24 protein-coding genes are annotated in these 12,642 nt (G+C 59.3%); all 24 read left to right on the forward strand.

What is annotated here, in order from left to right; all coding sequences use genetic code 11:
* Nucleotides 1–6: 6 nt before the first annotated feature.
* Complete coding sequence (gene rpsS, locus ACAW63_RS08030; protein WP_015475324.1) at nucleotides 7–282, forward strand: 30S ribosomal protein S19; 276 nt, start codon at nucleotides 7–9, stop codon at nucleotides 280–282.
* A gap of 12 nt (nucleotides 283–294) precedes the next feature.
* On the forward strand, nucleotides 295–627 hold the full coding sequence (rplV, locus tag ACAW63_RS08035; protein WP_015475325.1) for a 50S ribosomal protein L22: 333 nt from the start codon (nucleotides 295–297) through the stop codon (nucleotides 625–627).
* A gap of 13 nt (nucleotides 628–640) precedes the next feature.
* Entirely contained in the window at nucleotides 641–1,327 is a 687-nt protein-coding gene (rpsC, locus tag ACAW63_RS08040) for a 30S ribosomal protein S3 (protein ID WP_015475326.1), read from the forward strand.
* An 11-nt stretch (nucleotides 1,328–1,338) separates the two neighbouring features.
* Entirely contained in the window at nucleotides 1,339–1,752 is a 414-nt protein-coding gene (gene rplP, locus ACAW63_RS08045) for a 50S ribosomal protein L16 (protein WP_009617163.1), read from the forward strand.
* The gene (gene rpmC / locus ACAW63_RS08050) at nucleotides 1,752–1,943 is read left to right on the forward strand and encodes a 50S ribosomal protein L29 (protein WP_003093720.1); all 192 of its coding nucleotides are present in this window, start codon (nucleotides 1,752–1,754) and stop codon (nucleotides 1,941–1,943) included. The genes rplP and rpmC overlap by 1 nt, the downstream gene beginning before the upstream one ends.
* 2 nt (nucleotides 1,944–1,945) lie before the next feature.
* Nucleotides 1,946–2,212, forward strand: coding sequence for a 30S ribosomal protein S17 (rpsQ, locus tag ACAW63_RS08055; protein WP_152219907.1), 267 nt, complete (start codon nucleotides 1,946–1,948; stop codon nucleotides 2,210–2,212).
* A gap of 16 nt (nucleotides 2,213–2,228) precedes the next feature.
* Nucleotides 2,229–2,597 carry a 50S ribosomal protein L14 gene (gene rplN, locus ACAW63_RS08060; protein WP_003093714.1) on the forward strand — a complete coding sequence of 123 codons (369 nt, stop codon included), beginning with the start codon at nucleotides 2,229–2,231 and terminating at the stop codon, nucleotides 2,595–2,597.
* Between the two features lie 12 nt (nucleotides 2,598–2,609).
* A complete protein-coding gene (gene rplX, locus ACAW63_RS08065) occupies nucleotides 2,610–2,924 on the forward strand; it encodes a 50S ribosomal protein L24 (protein WP_015475328.1) in 315 nt (104 codons plus the stop codon).
* Between the two features lie 19 nt (nucleotides 2,925–2,943).
* Nucleotides 2,944–3,483, forward strand: a complete 540-nt coding sequence (rplE, locus tag ACAW63_RS08070) for a 50S ribosomal protein L5 (protein ID WP_043248941.1) — start codon at nucleotides 2,944–2,946, stop codon at nucleotides 3,481–3,483.
* Between the two features lie 13 nt (nucleotides 3,484–3,496).
* A complete protein-coding gene (rpsN, locus tag ACAW63_RS08075; RefSeq protein ID WP_152219911.1) occupies nucleotides 3,497–3,802 on the forward strand; it encodes a 30S ribosomal protein S14 in 306 nt (101 codons plus the stop codon).
* A gap of 189 nt (nucleotides 3,803–3,991) precedes the next feature.
* Nucleotides 3,992–4,384 carry a 30S ribosomal protein S8 gene (gene rpsH, locus ACAW63_RS08080; RefSeq protein WP_084313379.1) on the forward strand — a complete coding sequence of 131 codons (393 nt, stop codon included), beginning with the start codon at nucleotides 3,992–3,994 and terminating at the stop codon, nucleotides 4,382–4,384.
* Between the two features lie 11 nt (nucleotides 4,385–4,395).
* Nucleotides 4,396–4,929, forward strand: a complete 534-nt coding sequence (gene rplF, locus ACAW63_RS08085) for a 50S ribosomal protein L6 (RefSeq protein ID WP_371232901.1) — start codon at nucleotides 4,396–4,398, stop codon at nucleotides 4,927–4,929.
* A 10-nt stretch (nucleotides 4,930–4,939) separates the two neighbouring features.
* Nucleotides 4,940–5,290, forward strand: coding sequence for a 50S ribosomal protein L18 (rplR, locus tag ACAW63_RS08090; protein ID WP_371232903.1), 351 nt, complete (start codon nucleotides 4,940–4,942; stop codon nucleotides 5,288–5,290).
* A 3-nt stretch (nucleotides 5,291–5,293) separates the two neighbouring features.
* Entirely contained in the window at nucleotides 5,294–5,794 is a 501-nt protein-coding gene (gene rpsE / locus ACAW63_RS08095) for a 30S ribosomal protein S5 (RefSeq protein ID WP_009617173.1), read from the forward strand.
* Between the two features lie 2 nt (nucleotides 5,795–5,796).
* Entirely contained in the window at nucleotides 5,797–5,973 is a 177-nt protein-coding gene (rpmD, locus tag ACAW63_RS08100; RefSeq protein ID WP_016490545.1) for a 50S ribosomal protein L30, read from the forward strand.
* A gap of 3 nt (nucleotides 5,974–5,976) precedes the next feature.
* Nucleotides 5,977–6,411 (forward strand): 50S ribosomal protein L15, encoded by a 435-nt coding sequence (gene rplO / locus ACAW63_RS08105; protein ID WP_015475334.1) that lies wholly within the window; start codon nucleotides 5,977–5,979, stop codon nucleotides 6,409–6,411.
* Nucleotides 6,412–7,743: a preprotein translocase subunit SecY gene (gene secY / locus ACAW63_RS08110; RefSeq protein ID WP_207884734.1), complete on the forward strand. Its 1,332-nt coding sequence runs from the start codon at nucleotides 6,412–6,414 to the stop codon at nucleotides 7,741–7,743.
* A gap of 24 nt (nucleotides 7,744–7,767) precedes the next feature.
* Nucleotides 7,768–7,884 carry a 50S ribosomal protein L36 gene (gene rpmJ, locus ACAW63_RS08115; RefSeq protein ID WP_002555468.1) on the forward strand — a complete coding sequence of 39 codons (117 nt, stop codon included), beginning with the start codon at nucleotides 7,768–7,770 and terminating at the stop codon, nucleotides 7,882–7,884.
* A 130-nt stretch (nucleotides 7,885–8,014) separates the two neighbouring features.
* Nucleotides 8,015–8,371: a 30S ribosomal protein S13 gene (rpsM, locus tag ACAW63_RS08120; protein WP_017521894.1), complete on the forward strand. Its 357-nt coding sequence runs from the start codon at nucleotides 8,015–8,017 to the stop codon at nucleotides 8,369–8,371.
* An 18-nt stretch (nucleotides 8,372–8,389) separates the two neighbouring features.
* Nucleotides 8,390–8,779: a 30S ribosomal protein S11 gene (rpsK, locus tag ACAW63_RS08125; protein WP_003093689.1), complete on the forward strand. Its 390-nt coding sequence runs from the start codon at nucleotides 8,390–8,392 to the stop codon at nucleotides 8,777–8,779.
* Nucleotides 8,780–8,795: 16 nt separating this feature from the next.
* Nucleotides 8,796–9,416 carry a 30S ribosomal protein S4 gene (rpsD, locus tag ACAW63_RS08130; protein ID WP_275609988.1) on the forward strand — a complete coding sequence of 207 codons (621 nt, stop codon included), beginning with the start codon at nucleotides 8,796–8,798 and terminating at the stop codon, nucleotides 9,414–9,416.
* Between the two features lie 22 nt (nucleotides 9,417–9,438).
* Nucleotides 9,439–10,440 (forward strand): DNA-directed RNA polymerase subunit alpha, encoded by a 1,002-nt coding sequence (gene rpoA, locus ACAW63_RS08135; RefSeq protein ID WP_009617182.1) that lies wholly within the window; start codon nucleotides 9,439–9,441, stop codon nucleotides 10,438–10,440.
* A gap of 43 nt (nucleotides 10,441–10,483) precedes the next feature.
* Nucleotides 10,484–10,873, forward strand: a complete 390-nt coding sequence (gene rplQ / locus ACAW63_RS08140; RefSeq protein WP_015475338.1) for a 50S ribosomal protein L17 — start codon at nucleotides 10,484–10,486, stop codon at nucleotides 10,871–10,873.
* 270 nt (nucleotides 10,874–11,143) lie between these two features.
* Nucleotides 11,144–12,592 carry a catalase KatA gene (katA, locus tag ACAW63_RS08145; protein ID WP_371232906.1) on the forward strand — a complete coding sequence of 483 codons (1,449 nt, stop codon included), beginning with the start codon at nucleotides 11,144–11,146 and terminating at the stop codon, nucleotides 12,590–12,592.
* Nucleotides 12,593–12,642: the final 50 nt, after the last annotated feature.

Here is a 12,642-nt window from a genome sequence, read left to right on the forward strand (position 1 = left end):
ACGACAGTGCCACGTTCTCTGAAAAAAGGTCCTTTTATCGATCTTCACCTGCTGAAGAAGATCGAAGTGGCGGTGGAAAAGAACGACCGCAAGCCGATCAAGACCTGGTCGCGCCGTTCGATGATCCTGCCGCACATGGTTGGTCTGACCATCGCTGTCCACAACGGCCGTCAACACGTGCCGGTCCTGGTCAACGAAGACATGGTCGGTCACAAACTCGGCGAGTTCGCTGCTACCCGCACTTATCGTGGGCACGCTGCGGACAAGAAAGCCAAGCGTTAAGGGGTAAGGAAGATGGAAGTAGCCGCTAAGCTCTCGGGCGCTCGTATCTCCGCCCAGAAAGCCCGCTTGGTCGCCGACCAGATCCGCGGGAAGAAGGTGGGCGATGCGCTCAACCTCCTGGCTTTCAGCAACAAGAAAGCCGCCGAGATCATGAAGAAAGTGCTGGAGTCGGCCGTGGCCAACGCCGAGCACAACGAAGGCGCCGATGTGGATGACCTGAAGGTTTCCACCGTCTTCGTCAACGAAGGTCGTTCGCTCAAGCGCATCATGCCGCGTGCCAAAGGCCGTGCTGATCGCATCGTCAAGCGGTCTTGCCATATCACTGTCAAGGTTGCGGACAAGTAACGGAGTCGATCAGATGGGTCAGAAAGTACATCCCAATGGCATCCGCCTGGGTATCGTCAAGGAGCACACCTCCGTTTGGTACGCAGATAAGCGCACTTACGCCGATTATCTGTTCGCCGACCTGAAGGTACGTGAGTATCTCCAAGACAAACTAAAAAGCGCGTCCGTAAGCCGTATCGATATCCATCGTCCGGCTCAAACTGCACGCATCACCATCCACACCGCTCGTCCCGGCATCGTGATCGGCAAGAAAGGTGAAGATGTTGAGAAGCTGCGTCAGGACCTGACCAAGCAAATGGGTGTGCCTGTGCACATCAACATCGAAGAGATCCGCAAGCCGGAACTCGACGGTATGCTGGTTGCGCAAAGCGTAGCTCAGCAGCTGGAGCGTCGCGTCATGTTCCGTCGCGCCATGAAGCGCGCCGTACAGAACGCCATGCGCATTGGTGCCAAAGGCATCAAGATCCAGGTAAGCGGTCGTCTGGGCGGCGCTGAAATCGCTCGTACCGAGTGGTATCGCGAAGGTCGTGTGCCCCTGCACACCCTGCGTGCCGACATCGACTACGCAACCTACGAAGCGCACACCACCTACGGTGTGATCGGTGTGAAGGTTTGGATCTTCAAAGGCGAGGTCATCGGTGGCCGCCAGGAAGAGCTGAAGCCTGTAGCGCCCGCTCCTCGTAAAAAAGCTGCTAAGTAAGGAGTACGCAAATGCTGCAACCTAAGCGTACGAAGTTCCGCAAGCAAATGACCGGTCACAACCGTGGCCTGGCTCATCGCGGTTCCAAAGTCAGCTTCGGCGAGTTCGCCCTCAAGGCAACCAGTCGTGGCCGTCTCACCGCGCGTCAGATCGAGTCCGCACGTCGTGCGCTGACCCGTCACGTTAAGCGTGGCGGCAAGATCTGGATTCGCGTATTCCCCGACAAGCCTGTTACCAAGAAGCCCCTGGAAGTACGTATGGGTAAAGGTAAGGGCGGCGTCGAGTACTGGGTAGCCCAGATTCAACCGGGCAAGGTCCTGTACGAGATCGAGGGTGTATCCGAAGAGCTGGCGCGTGAGGCATTCGCCCTGGCTGCTGCAAAGCTGCCGCTCGCCACCTCCTTTGTTAAGCGGACGGTGATGTGATGAAAGCGAATGAACTTCGTGAAAAATCCGTTGAGCAGCTGAACGAGCAACTGCTCGGCCTGCTGCGCGACCAGTTCAATCTGCGCATGCAGAAGGCAACTGGCCAGTTGGGGCAGTCTCACCTGCTCTCGCAAGTGAAGCGCGACATCGCTCGCGTTAAAACTGTGCTCAACCAGCAAGCAGGTAAGTAATCATGGCTGAAGCTCAGAACACCGTCCGTACGCTGACCGGCCGCGTCGTCAGCGACAAGATGGACAAGACCGTTACCGTTCTGATCGAGCGTCGCGTCAAGCACCCGATCTACGGCAAATACGTGAAGCGTTCGACCAAACTGCACGCCCACGACGAAACCAATCAGTGCCGCGTTGGTGACCTGGTCACCATCCGCGAGACCCGTCCGCTGGCCAAGACCAAGGCCTGGACCCTGGTTGATATCGTCGAGCGCGCGGTTGAAGTCTAAGGGTCGGAGATAGAAGATGATTCAGACTCAATCCATGCTCGATGTCGCTGACAACAGCGGCGCGCGTCGCGTAATGTGCATCAAGGTACTCGGCGGTTCCCACCGCCGTTACGCCGGCATTGGCGACATCATCAAGGTCACCGTCAAGGAAGCGATTCCTCGTGGCAAGGTGAAGAAGGGCCAGGTAATGACTGCCGTGGTCGTTCGCACCAAGCACGGCGTACGTCGTACCGACGGTTCCATCATTCGCTTCGACGGCAACGCCGCCGTCCTGCTGAACAACAAGCAGGAGCCGATCGGCACCCGTATCTTCGGGCCGGTGACTCGTGAACTTCGTACCGAGAAGTTCATGAAGATCGTCTCCCTTGCCCCTGAAGTGCTGTAAGGAGTAGCCGTCATGCAAAAAATTCGTCGTGACGACGAAGTCATCGTCATTGCCGGCAAGGACAAGGGCAAGCGTGGCAAGGTGCTGAAAGTTCTCGCTGACGACCGTCTGGTCGTTGGTGGCGTGAACCTGATCAAGCGCCACACCAAGCCCAACCCCATGCTCAACCAGCAAGGCGGGATCGTCGAGAAGGAGGCGCCTCTGCACGTCTCCAACGTCGCCATCTTCAACGCTGAAACCAACAAGGCTGATCGCGTTGGCTTCAAGGTCGAAGACGGTAAGAAGATTCGTGTCTTCAAGTCGACCCAGAAACCGGTTCAGGCTTGAGGGAGCTAGGTAGATCACCATGGCACGATTGAAAGAAATTTATCGGAAGGAAATCGCTCCCAAGCTGAAGCAAGAGCTTCAGCTGGCGAACGTGATGGAAGTTCCGCGCGTTACCAAAATCACCCTGAACATGGGTCTTGGCGAGGCTGTTGGTGACAAGAAAGTCATCGAGAGCGCCGTAGCCGATCTGGAAAAGATCGCGGGTCAGAAGCCGGTTGTGACTTACGCCCGTAAGTCCATCGCCGGTTTCAAGATCCGTGAAGGCTGGCCGATTGGCGTGAAAGTCACCCTGCGTGGCGATCGCATGTACGAGTTCCTGGACCGTCTGCTGTCGATCTCCCTGCCGCGCGTGCGTGACTTCCGCGGTCTGAACGCCAAGTCCTTCGACGGTCGTGGCAACTACAGCATGGGCGTCAAAGAGCAGATCATCTTCCCGGAAATCGATTACGACAAGATCGATGCCCTCCGCGGTATGGATATCACTCTGACCACCACCGCTCGTTCGGATGATGAAGGTCGTGCCCTGCTGCGCGCCTTCAACTTCCCGTTCCGCAACTGATTGGAGTAGGACCATGGCTAAAGAGAGCATGAAGAACCGTGAGCTGAAGCGTCAGCAAACGGTAGCCAAGTACGCCAAAAAGCGTGCCGAGCTGAAAGCGATCATCGCTAATCCGAACTCCTCTGCGGAAGAGCGTTGGAACGCCCAGGTCGCCCTGCAGAAGCAGCCTCGTGACGCGAGCGCCAGCCGCCTGCGTAACCGCTGCCGCCTGACCGGTCGTCCGCACGGCTTCTACCGCAAGTTCGGTCTGAGCCGTAACAAGCTGCGCGAAGCTGCAATGCGCGGCGACGTACCGGGCCTGGTGAAAGCCAGCTGGTAAGTCGTTGGCGGAGCCGGCAACGGCTCCGTTGATCGCTTAACGAACCAAGCCCCCTCGTGGGGCTTGATTCGTTTTTGAGCGATCTCTAGAATACCCGGCTCCCCTGAGCCTGGGTTTTAGTTCGCCTGGCGTTTTAAGGGCGAGTTATGAAGTTGAAGGCTTATCTTTTGTATCAGGAGCATTAAGCCCATGAGTATGCAGGACCCGTTAGCAGACATGCTAACTCGCATCCGTAATGCCCAGATGGCTGAGAAGACCGTCGTGAGCATGCCGTCTTCCAAGCTGAAAGCGGCAGTCGCCAAAGTCCTCAAGGACGAAGGTTACATTGCGGATTTCCAAGTCAGCGCCGAGGCCAAGCCTCTGCTGTCGATCGAGCTGAAGTACTTCGAAGGCAAGCCTGTCATCGAGGAAGTGAAGCGAATCAGCCGTCCTGGCCTGCGCCAGTACAAATCCGTAGACCAGCTGCCGAAAGTACGCGGTGGCCTGGGTGTGTCGATCGTCTCCACCAACAAGGGTGTGATGACTGATCGTGCTGCCCGTGCCGCTGGTGTTGGTGGCGAAGTGCTCTGCACTGTGTTCTAAGGGGAATCAGCATGTCTCGCGTTGCTAAGAACCCCGTCAAACTGCCCGCCGGCGTTGAAATCAAGCTGGCTGGTCAGGACCTCTCGGTCAAGGGTGCCAAAGGCGCTCTCGAGCTGAAAGTCCACCCGTCCGTCGAAGTCATTCAGGACAACGGTGAGCTGCGTTTCGCTGCGCGTAACGGCGACCAGCAGACCCGTGCCATGGCCGGTACTACCCGTGCTCTGGTCAACAACATGGTAATCGGCGTCAGCCAGGGCTTCGAGCGCAAGCTCCAGCTGGTCGGCGTTGGTTACAAGGCGCAGGCCAAAGGCCAAGTGCTGTCCCTGGCTCTCGGCTTCTCCCACCCGGTTGATTACGAACTGCCTGCCGGCATCGTCGCGGAAACCCCCAGCCAGACCGATATCCTGATCAAGGGCATCGACAAGCAGCTGGTTGGCCAGGTTGCCGCGGAAATCCGCGACTTCCGTCCGCCGGAGCCGTACAAAGGCAAGGGCGTGCGTTACGCCGACGAAGTCGTCCTTCGTAAAGAAGCCAAGAAGAAGTAGGGCATAGCAAATGAGCGTCAAGAAAGAAACCCGTCTGCGCCGCGCTCGCAAGGCACGCCTGAAGATGCGCGAACTGGAAGCCGTACGCCTCTGCGTGTACCGCTCCTCCCAGCACATCTACGCCCAGGTCATTGCGGCCGATGGCGGCAAGGTCCTGGCCAGCGCCTCGACCCTGGACAAGGAACTGCGCGAAGGTGCCACCGGCAACATCGACGCAGCCAAGAAAGTTGGTCAACTGGTCGCCGAACGCGCCAAGGCTGCCGGCGTCACTCAGGTGGCGTTCGACCGTTCTGGCTTCAAGTACCACGGCCGTATCAAGGCCCTGGCTGATGCCGCTCGCGAAGGCGGTCTGGAGTTCTAAGTTATGGCAAACAACGATCAAAAGCGCGACGAAGGCTACATCGAGAAGCTGGTTCAAGTTAACCGCGTCGCCAAAACCGTTAAAGGTGGCCGTATCTTCGCCTTCACCGCGCTGACCGTGGTTGGCGATGGCAAGGGCCGTGTTGGCTTCGGTCGTGGCAAGGCGCGTGAAGTGCCGGCTGCCATCCAGAAGGCCATGGAAGCTGCTCGCCGCAACATGATCCAGGTTGATCTGAACGGCACCACCCTGCAGTACCCGACCAAGTCCGCCCATGGCGCCTCCAAGGTGTACATGCAGCCGGCTTCCGAAGGTACCGGTATCATCGCCGGCGGCGCCATGCGTGCCGTCCTGGAAGTGGCCGGTGTGCAGAACGTTCTGGCGAAGTGCTACGGCTCCACCAACCCGGTGAACGTGGTCTACGCAACCTTCAAGGGCCTGAAGAACATGCAGTCCCCTGAGTCGGTAGCGGCCAAGCGTGGCAAGAGCGTCGAGGAGATTCTCTAACCATGGCAACTGTCAAAGTTACCCTGATCAAGAGCGTGAACGGCCGTCTGGCCAATCACAAGGCTTGCGTCAAAGGCCTGGGCCTGCGTCGCATTGGTCACACCGTTGAAGTTCAGGACACTCCTGAAAATCGCGGCATGATCAACAAGGCCTACTACCTGCTGCGTGTGGAGGGTTAATCCATGCAACTGAACGATCTGCGTTCCGCGCCGGGTGCCCGTCGCGAAAAGCACCGTCCGGGCCGTGGCATCGGTAGCGGTCTGGGCAAGACCGGTGGCCGTGGTCACAAAGGTCAGACCTCCCGCTCCGGTGGCTCCATCGCTCCGGGCTTCGAGGGTGGTCAGCAGCCGCTGCACCGTCGTCTGCCGAAGTTCGGCTTCAACTCGCTGAAGGCCCTGGATCGCGCAGAAGTGCGTACCTCCGAGCTGGCCAAGGTCGAGGGTGATGTCGTAACCGTGCAGGCCCTGAAGGATGCCAACGTGATTAACCAGAACGTACAGCGTGTGAAAGTCATGCTGTCCGGCGACGTTACTCGCGCAGTCACCCTGAAAGGCATCGGCGCCACCAAAGGCGCTCGTGCGGCTATCGAAGCAGCTGGCGGCAAAATCGAGGACTAAATGGCTAAGCAAGGTGCTCTCTCTGCGCTGAGCAACGGTGGTGGTTTGTCCGAGCTCTGGGCACGTCTGCGTTTCCTGTTCCTGGCGATCATCGTCTATCGGATCGGCGCGCACATCCCAGTTCCGGGCATCAACCCCGATCGCTTGGCGGCACTGTTCCGGCAGAACGAGGGGACCATTCTTAGCCTCTTCAACATGTTTTCCGGCGGCGCGCTGGAGCGCATGAGTATCTTTGCACTGGGGATCATGCCGTACATCTCGGCATCGATCATCATGCAGCTCATGACCGCTATCAGCCCGCAGCTGGAGCAGTTGAAGAAAGAGGGTGAGTCTGGGCGTCGCAAGATCAGCCAGTACACCCGCTACGCAACTCTCGCTCTGGCACTCGTCCAGGCCATCGGCATGTCCGTTGGTCTGGGCAGCCAGGGTGTGGCCTTCTCCAACGACTTCGGCTTCTACTTCGTGTCGGTCACCACCTTCGTGGCGGGTGCGCTGTTCATGATGTGGCTGGGTGAGCAGATCACCGAGCGGGGTGTCGGCAACGGCATCTCCATGTTGATCTTCTCCGGTATCGTCGCAGGCCTGCCCCGAGCAATCGGTCAGTCCTTCGAGTCCGCGCGTCAAGGTGATATCAACATCTTCGCCCTGATCGCCATCGGCCTGCTGGCCGTGGCCATCATCGCGTTCGTTGTATTCATCGAGCGTGGTCAGCGCCGTATCGCCGTGCATTACGCCAAGCGCCAACAAGGCCGCAAGGTGTTTGCCGCCCAGACCAGCCATCTGCCGCTGAAAGTGAACATGGCGGGTGTAATCCCCGCGATCTTCGCCAGCAGCATCCTGCTGTTCCCGGCATCCCTGGGTGCCTGGTTCGGCCAGTCGGAAGGCCTGGGTTGGCTGCAGGACGTCGCGCAAGCGATCGCGCCTGGTCAGCCGCTGAACATTCTGCTGTTTAGTGCAGGGATCGTCTTCTTCTGCTTCTTCTACACAGCGCTGATGTTCAACCCGAAGGACGTGGCGGAAAACCTCAAGAAGTCCGGTGCATTTATTCCGGGTATTCGTCCGGGCGAACAATCGGCTCGCTACATCGATGGCGTGCTGACTCGTTTGACCATGTTCGGTGCCCTGTACATGACGGCTGTGTGCCTGCTGCCCCAGTTCCTGGTCGTAGCTGCCCACGTACCGTTCTACCTTGGCGGGACCTCGTTGCTGATCGTGGTCGTGGTTGTGATGGACTTTATGGCCCAAGTACAATCGCACCTCGTTTCTCACCAGTACGAATCCCTCATGAAGAAAGCCAACCTGAAGGGCTATGGCAGCGGCCTGCTGCGCTGACCCGTAAGGTTCGAGGAGTCACTGATGAAAGTTCGTGCATCGGTAAAGAAGCTGTGCCGTAACTGCAAGATCATCCGTCGCGAAGGCGTCGTTCGTGTGATCTGCAGCGCGGAGCCGCGTCACAAGCAGCGCCAAGGCTGAGTGTGAACCACGCGTTATAACCCGGCAGCTAGTGTGCTGCCGGGTTGATTATTTGTTTTTACAGCGCTAATATCCGCGCCCTTTCTTGGCTTCCTGGGCGCCGGGTAGCTGTCAATTGGAGTTTTTCTGAATGGCCCGTATTGCAGGCGTAAACATTCCGGATAACAAGCACACTGTTATCTCGCTGACCTACATCTATGGTGTCGGTCGCACTACCGCACAGAGCATCTGTGCAGCCACCGGCATCAGCCCGGCTGCAAAGATCAAGGACCTGAGCGAAGAGCAGATTGATTCGCTGCGTACCGAGGTGGCCAAGCTGACCACCGAAGGTGACCTGCGTCGCGAAATCAACATGAACATCAAGCGTCTGATGGACCTCGGTTGCTACCGCGGTCTGCGTCATCGTCGCGGTCTGCCGGTTCGCGGTCAGCGTACCAAGACCAACGCGCGTACCCGTAAGGGCCCGCGTAAGCCGATCCGCAAGTAATCGCTTAGGAATTTAGTCATGGCAAAACCTGCTGCTCGTCCTCGTAAGAAAGTCAAAAAGACGGTGGTTGACGGGATCGCGCATATCCACGCGTCCTTCAACAACACCATCGTTACCATCACCGACCGTCAGGGCAACGCCCTGTCCTGGGCTACCTCCGGTGGTTCGGGCTTCCGCGGCTCGCGTAAGAGCACTCCGTTCGCTGCCCAGGTAGCGGCCGAGCGTGCCGGCCAGGCTGCTCTGGAATACGGTCTGAAGAACCTCGACGTCAACGTCAAGGGCCCGGGCCCGGGCCGCGAGTCGGCTGTACGTGCGCTGAATGCCTGCGGTTACAAGATCGCCAGCATCACCGACGTAACCCCGATCCCGCACAACGGCTGCCGTCCGCCGAAAAAGCGTCGCGTGTAATAGGAGACAGTGAGAAATGGCTCGTTACATTGGTCCCAAGTGCAAACTGTCTCGCCGCGAAGGCACTGATCTGTTCCTGAAGAGCGGCGTTCGTGCCCTCGACTCGAAGTGCAAGGCAGAAAACGTTCCTGGCCAGCATGGTCAGCGTCGTGGTCGTCTGTCCGACTACGGTCTGCAGCTGCGCGAGAAGCAGAAAGTCCGCCGCATCTACGGCGTTCTGGAACGTCAATTCCGTGGCTACTATCAGGAAGCGTCCCGCCGCAAGGGCTCCACTGGTGAGAACCTGCTGCAGCTGCTCGAGTGCCGTCTGGACAACGTCGTCTACCGTATGGGCTTCGGTTCCACTCGTTCCGAATCCCGTCAGCTGGTGTCCCACAAGACCATCAGCGTGAACGGTCAGACCGTTAACATCCCGTCCTACCAGGTCAAGGCTGGTGACGTCGTTGCTGTTCGCGAGAAGTCGAAGAACCAGCTGCGTATCGCCCAAGCCCTGGAACTGTGCGCCCAGCGCGGTCGCGTTGAGTGGGTCGAAGTGGATAGCGACAAGAAGTCCGGCACCTTCAAGAGTGTCCCGGCTCGTGCCGATCTGTCCGCCGACATCAACGAAAACCTGATTGTCGAGCTCTACTCCAAGTAAGGGCTAGAAAATAGGTGCATCCATGCAGAGTTCGGTAAATGAGTTCCTGACCCCCCGCCACATCGATGTGCAGGTGGTCAGCCAAACCCGCGCCAAGATCACCCTCGAGCCCCTCGAGCGTGGTTTCGGCCATACCCTGGGCAACGCGCTGCGTCGCATCCTGTTGTCCTCCATGCCTGGCTGTGCAGTGGTCGAGGCCGAGATCGACGGCGTACTCCATGAGTACTCCGCCATCGAAGGTGTGCAGGAAGATGTCATCGAGATCCTGCTCAACCTGAAAGGCCTGGCCATCAAGCTGCACGGCCGTGACGAAGTGACGCTGACCCTGGCGAAAAAGGGCTCGGGTGTGGTGACCGCTGCCGATATTCAGCTGGATCATGATGTCGAGATCGTCAACGGTGACCATGTTATCGCCCACCTGGCCGATAACGGCGCGCTGAACATGAAGCTGAAAGTCGCTCGTGGCCGTGGCTACGAGCCGGCTGATGCCCGTTCGAGCGATGAAGACGAAAGCCGTAGCATCGGCCGTCTGCAGCTCGACGCCTCGTTCAGCCCCGTACGTCGTGTTGCCTACGTGGTCGAGAACGCCCGTGTCGAACAGCGTACCAACCTGGACAAGCTGGTCCTCGATCTGGAAACCAACGGCACCCTGGACCCCGAAGAGGCTATCCGTCGCGCCGCTACCATCCTGCAACAGCAGCTGGCAGCGTTCGTGGACCTCAAGGGTGACAGTGAGCCCGTCGTTGAAGAGCAGGAAGACGAGATCGATCCGATCCTGCTGCGTCCGGTCGATGACCTGGAGCTGACCGTCCGTTCGGCCAACTGCCTGAAGGCAGAGAACATCTACTACATCGGTGACCTGATTCAGCGCACCGAAGTAGAGCTGCTCAAAACGCCGAACCTGGGTAAGAAGTCCCTGACCGAAATCAAGGACGTTCTGGCCTCTCGCGGTCTGTCCCTCGGTATGCGCCTCGACAACTGGCCGCCGGCAAGTCTCAAGAAAGACGACAAGGCTACTGCCTGATCGTCGTAGCTACCGAACGTAAAGTTTGGAAAGGAATTGAACCATGCGCCATCGTAAAAGTGGTCGTCACCTGAGCCGCACCAGCGCGCACCGCAAGGCTATGTTCCAGAACATGGCTGTGTCGCTCTTCGAACACGAACTGATCAAAACCACCCTGCCCAAGGCCAAGGAACTGCGTCGCGTTGCCGAGCCGCTGATCACCCTGGCTAAAGTGGATAGCGTTGCCAACCGTCGTCTCGCTTTCGACCGTACCCGTTCGAAAGAAGCCGTAGGCAAGCTGTTCAACGAGCTGGGCAAGCGCTACGCCAACCGTCCGGGCGGCTACCTGCGCATCCTGAAGTGCGGCTTCCGCGCCGGCGACAATGCCCCCATGGCATACGTCGAACTGATTGACCGCGCTGTTGGCGGCCAAGCAGTAGAAGCTGCAGAGTAAGGTTTACGCCTTGCTTATAAGAAACCGGGCCTTGCGCCCGGTTTTTTATCGCCTATCGAAAAGTATTTCTCTATCGATGAGCTCGAATCAATAAATTGGCTCATTACCCGTCTCCTCGACGATCCTGACGTCGCCGACTTCCACTGCTCGCCGAGGGGGCCAACAGCCGCAACGCCGGTGGAGGCGCTTAATTGTCCGATCGGGATGTCGGGCCGCGCTCACCGCTTCCGTGAGCAGCGGATACCGCTCCCGCCGTTGAGGAGAGTAACGATGAGCGACAACACCCGCCTGACGACCGCTGCCGGAGCGCCGGTCGCCGATAACCAGAACGTCCAGACCGCCGGCCCGCGGGGGCCGATGCTGCTGCAGGACGTCTGGTTCCTGGAGAAACTGGCGCACTTCGATCGTGAAGTGATTCCTGAGCGCCGCATGCATGCCAAAGGCTCCGCCGCCTATGGCACCTTCACCGTCACCCACGACATCACCCGCTACAGCCGCGCCAAGCTGTTCTCCCAGATCGGCAAGCAGACTCCGTTGTTCCTGCGCTTCTCCACCGTGGCAGGCGAGCGCGGCGCGGCGGATGCCGAACGCGATATCCGCGGCTTCGCCCTGAAGTTCTACACCGAGGAAGGCAACTGGGACCTGGTGGGCAACAACACCCCGGTCTTCTACTTCCGCGACCCGCTGAAATTCCCCGACCTGAACCACGTGGTGAAACGCGACCCGCGCACCAACCTGCGCAACGCCACCCTGAAGTGGGACTTCTTCTCGCACCTGCCTGAAGCACTGCACCAACTGACCATCGACTTCAGCGACCGCGGCCTGCCGCGCAGCTACCGCCACGTCCATGGCTTCGGCAGCCACACCTTCAGCTTCATCAACGCCAGCAACGAGCGCTTCTGGGTGAAGTTCCACTTCAAGACCCAGCAGGGCATCGAGAACCTGAGCAACGAGGAAGCGGCGAAGCTGGTCGGGGCCGACCGCGAGAGCTCGCAGCGTGACCTGTACGACGCCATCGAACGCGGCGACTTCCCGCGCTGGACCATGTACGTGCAGGTGATGCCGGAGAAGGAAGCGGCCACCTACCGCTACAACCCGTTCGACCTGACCAAGGTCTGGCCGCACGGCGATTATCCGCTGATCGAGGTGGGCTACTTCGAGCTGAATCGCAACCCGGCGAACTACTTTGCCGAGGTCGAGCAGTCCGCGTTCAGCCCGGCGAATATCGTCCCCGGGATCGGCTTCTCGCCGGACAGGATGCTCCAGGGGCGCCTGTTCTCCTACGGCGATGCGCACCGCTACCGCCTGGGCGTGAACCACCACCAGATCCCGGTTAACGCCGCGCGCAACAATCCGCGCATCTACCACCGCGACGGCGCCATGCGGGTGGACGGCAACAATGGCGACATGACCGTCACCTACGAGCCGAACAGCTTCAACCAGTGGCAGGAGCAGCCGGACTACTCCGAGCCGCCGCTGACCTTGGAAGGCACCGCCGATCACTGGAACCACCGCGTGGACGATGACTACTACAGCCAGCCGGCCGCGTTGTTCCGCCTGTTCGACGAGGCTCAGCGGCAGCGGCTGTACGCCAACATCGCCGGTGACATGGCGGGCGTGCCGGAAGCCATCCAGCGTCGCCAGCTCGCGCTGTTCTTCAAGATCGACCCGGCCTATGGCGAGGGTGTCGCCAAGGCGCTCGGTCTGAAGCTGGACTAAGCTCAGGCATCGGAACACGCCGCCCTCTCCGGAGGGCGGCTTTGTTTCCG

This window comes from Pseudomonas sp. QE6, from assembly GCF_041379005.1.
Classification (GTDB): Bacteria; Pseudomonadota; Gammaproteobacteria; order Pseudomonadales; family Pseudomonadaceae; genus Pseudomonas.

What these genes read in the sequence shown, in the direction of transcription:
- rpsK (WP_003093689.1), top strand. Translation starts at nt 8,390, where the DNA reads ATGGCAAAACCTGCTGCTCGTCCTCGTAAGAAAGTCAAAAAGACGGTG.
- rpsD (WP_275609988.1), top strand. Translation starts at nt 8,796, where the DNA reads ATGGCTCGTTACATTGGTCCCAAGTGCAAACTGTCTCGCCGCGAAGGC.
- rplX (WP_015475328.1), top strand. Translation starts at nt 2,610, where the DNA reads ATGCAAAAAATTCGTCGTGACGACGAAGTCATCGTCATTGCCGGCAAG.
- rplO (WP_015475334.1), top strand. Translation starts at nt 5,977, where the DNA reads ATGCAACTGAACGATCTGCGTTCCGCGCCGGGTGCCCGTCGCGAAAAG.
- rplP (WP_009617163.1), top strand. Translation starts at nt 1,339, where the DNA reads ATGCTGCAACCTAAGCGTACGAAGTTCCGCAAGCAAATGACCGGTCAC.
- rpsH (WP_084313379.1), top strand. Translation starts at nt 3,992, where the DNA reads ATGAGTATGCAGGACCCGTTAGCAGACATGCTAACTCGCATCCGTAAT.
- rpmC (WP_003093720.1), top strand. Translation starts at nt 1,752, where the DNA reads ATGAAAGCGAATGAACTTCGTGAAAAATCCGTTGAGCAGCTGAACGAG.
- rpsC (WP_015475326.1), top strand. Translation starts at nt 641, where the DNA reads ATGGGTCAGAAAGTACATCCCAATGGCATCCGCCTGGGTATCGTCAAG.
- rplR (WP_371232903.1), top strand. Translation starts at nt 4,940, where the DNA reads ATGAGCGTCAAGAAAGAAACCCGTCTGCGCCGCGCTCGCAAGGCACGC.
- rpmJ (WP_002555468.1), top strand. Translation starts at nt 7,768, where the DNA reads ATGAAAGTTCGTGCATCGGTAAAGAAGCTGTGCCGTAACTGCAAGATC.
- rplV (WP_015475325.1), top strand. Translation starts at nt 295, where the DNA reads ATGGAAGTAGCCGCTAAGCTCTCGGGCGCTCGTATCTCCGCCCAGAAA.
- rplQ (WP_015475338.1), top strand. Translation starts at nt 10,484, where the DNA reads ATGCGCCATCGTAAAAGTGGTCGTCACCTGAGCCGCACCAGCGCGCAC.
- rpoA (WP_009617182.1), top strand. Translation starts at nt 9,439, where the DNA reads ATGCAGAGTTCGGTAAATGAGTTCCTGACCCCCCGCCACATCGATGTG.
- rpsM (WP_017521894.1), top strand. Translation starts at nt 8,015, where the DNA reads ATGGCCCGTATTGCAGGCGTAAACATTCCGGATAACAAGCACACTGTT.
- rpsQ (WP_152219907.1), top strand. Translation starts at nt 1,946, where the DNA reads ATGGCTGAAGCTCAGAACACCGTCCGTACGCTGACCGGCCGCGTCGTC.
- rplN (WP_003093714.1), top strand. Translation starts at nt 2,229, where the DNA reads ATGATTCAGACTCAATCCATGCTCGATGTCGCTGACAACAGCGGCGCG.
- secY (WP_207884734.1), top strand. Translation starts at nt 6,412, where the DNA reads ATGGCTAAGCAAGGTGCTCTCTCTGCGCTGAGCAACGGTGGTGGTTTG.
- rpsE (WP_009617173.1), top strand. Translation starts at nt 5,294, where the DNA reads ATGGCAAACAACGATCAAAAGCGCGACGAAGGCTACATCGAGAAGCTG.
- rplF (WP_371232901.1), top strand. Translation starts at nt 4,396, where the DNA reads ATGTCTCGCGTTGCTAAGAACCCCGTCAAACTGCCCGCCGGCGTTGAA.
- rpsN (WP_152219911.1), top strand. Translation starts at nt 3,497, where the DNA reads ATGGCTAAAGAGAGCATGAAGAACCGTGAGCTGAAGCGTCAGCAAACG.
- rpmD (WP_016490545.1), top strand. Translation starts at nt 5,797, where the DNA reads ATGGCAACTGTCAAAGTTACCCTGATCAAGAGCGTGAACGGCCGTCTG.
- katA (WP_371232906.1), top strand. Translation starts at nt 11,144, where the DNA reads ATGAGCGACAACACCCGCCTGACGACCGCTGCCGGAGCGCCGGTCGCC.
- rplE (WP_043248941.1), top strand. Translation starts at nt 2,944, where the DNA reads ATGGCACGATTGAAAGAAATTTATCGGAAGGAAATCGCTCCCAAGCTG.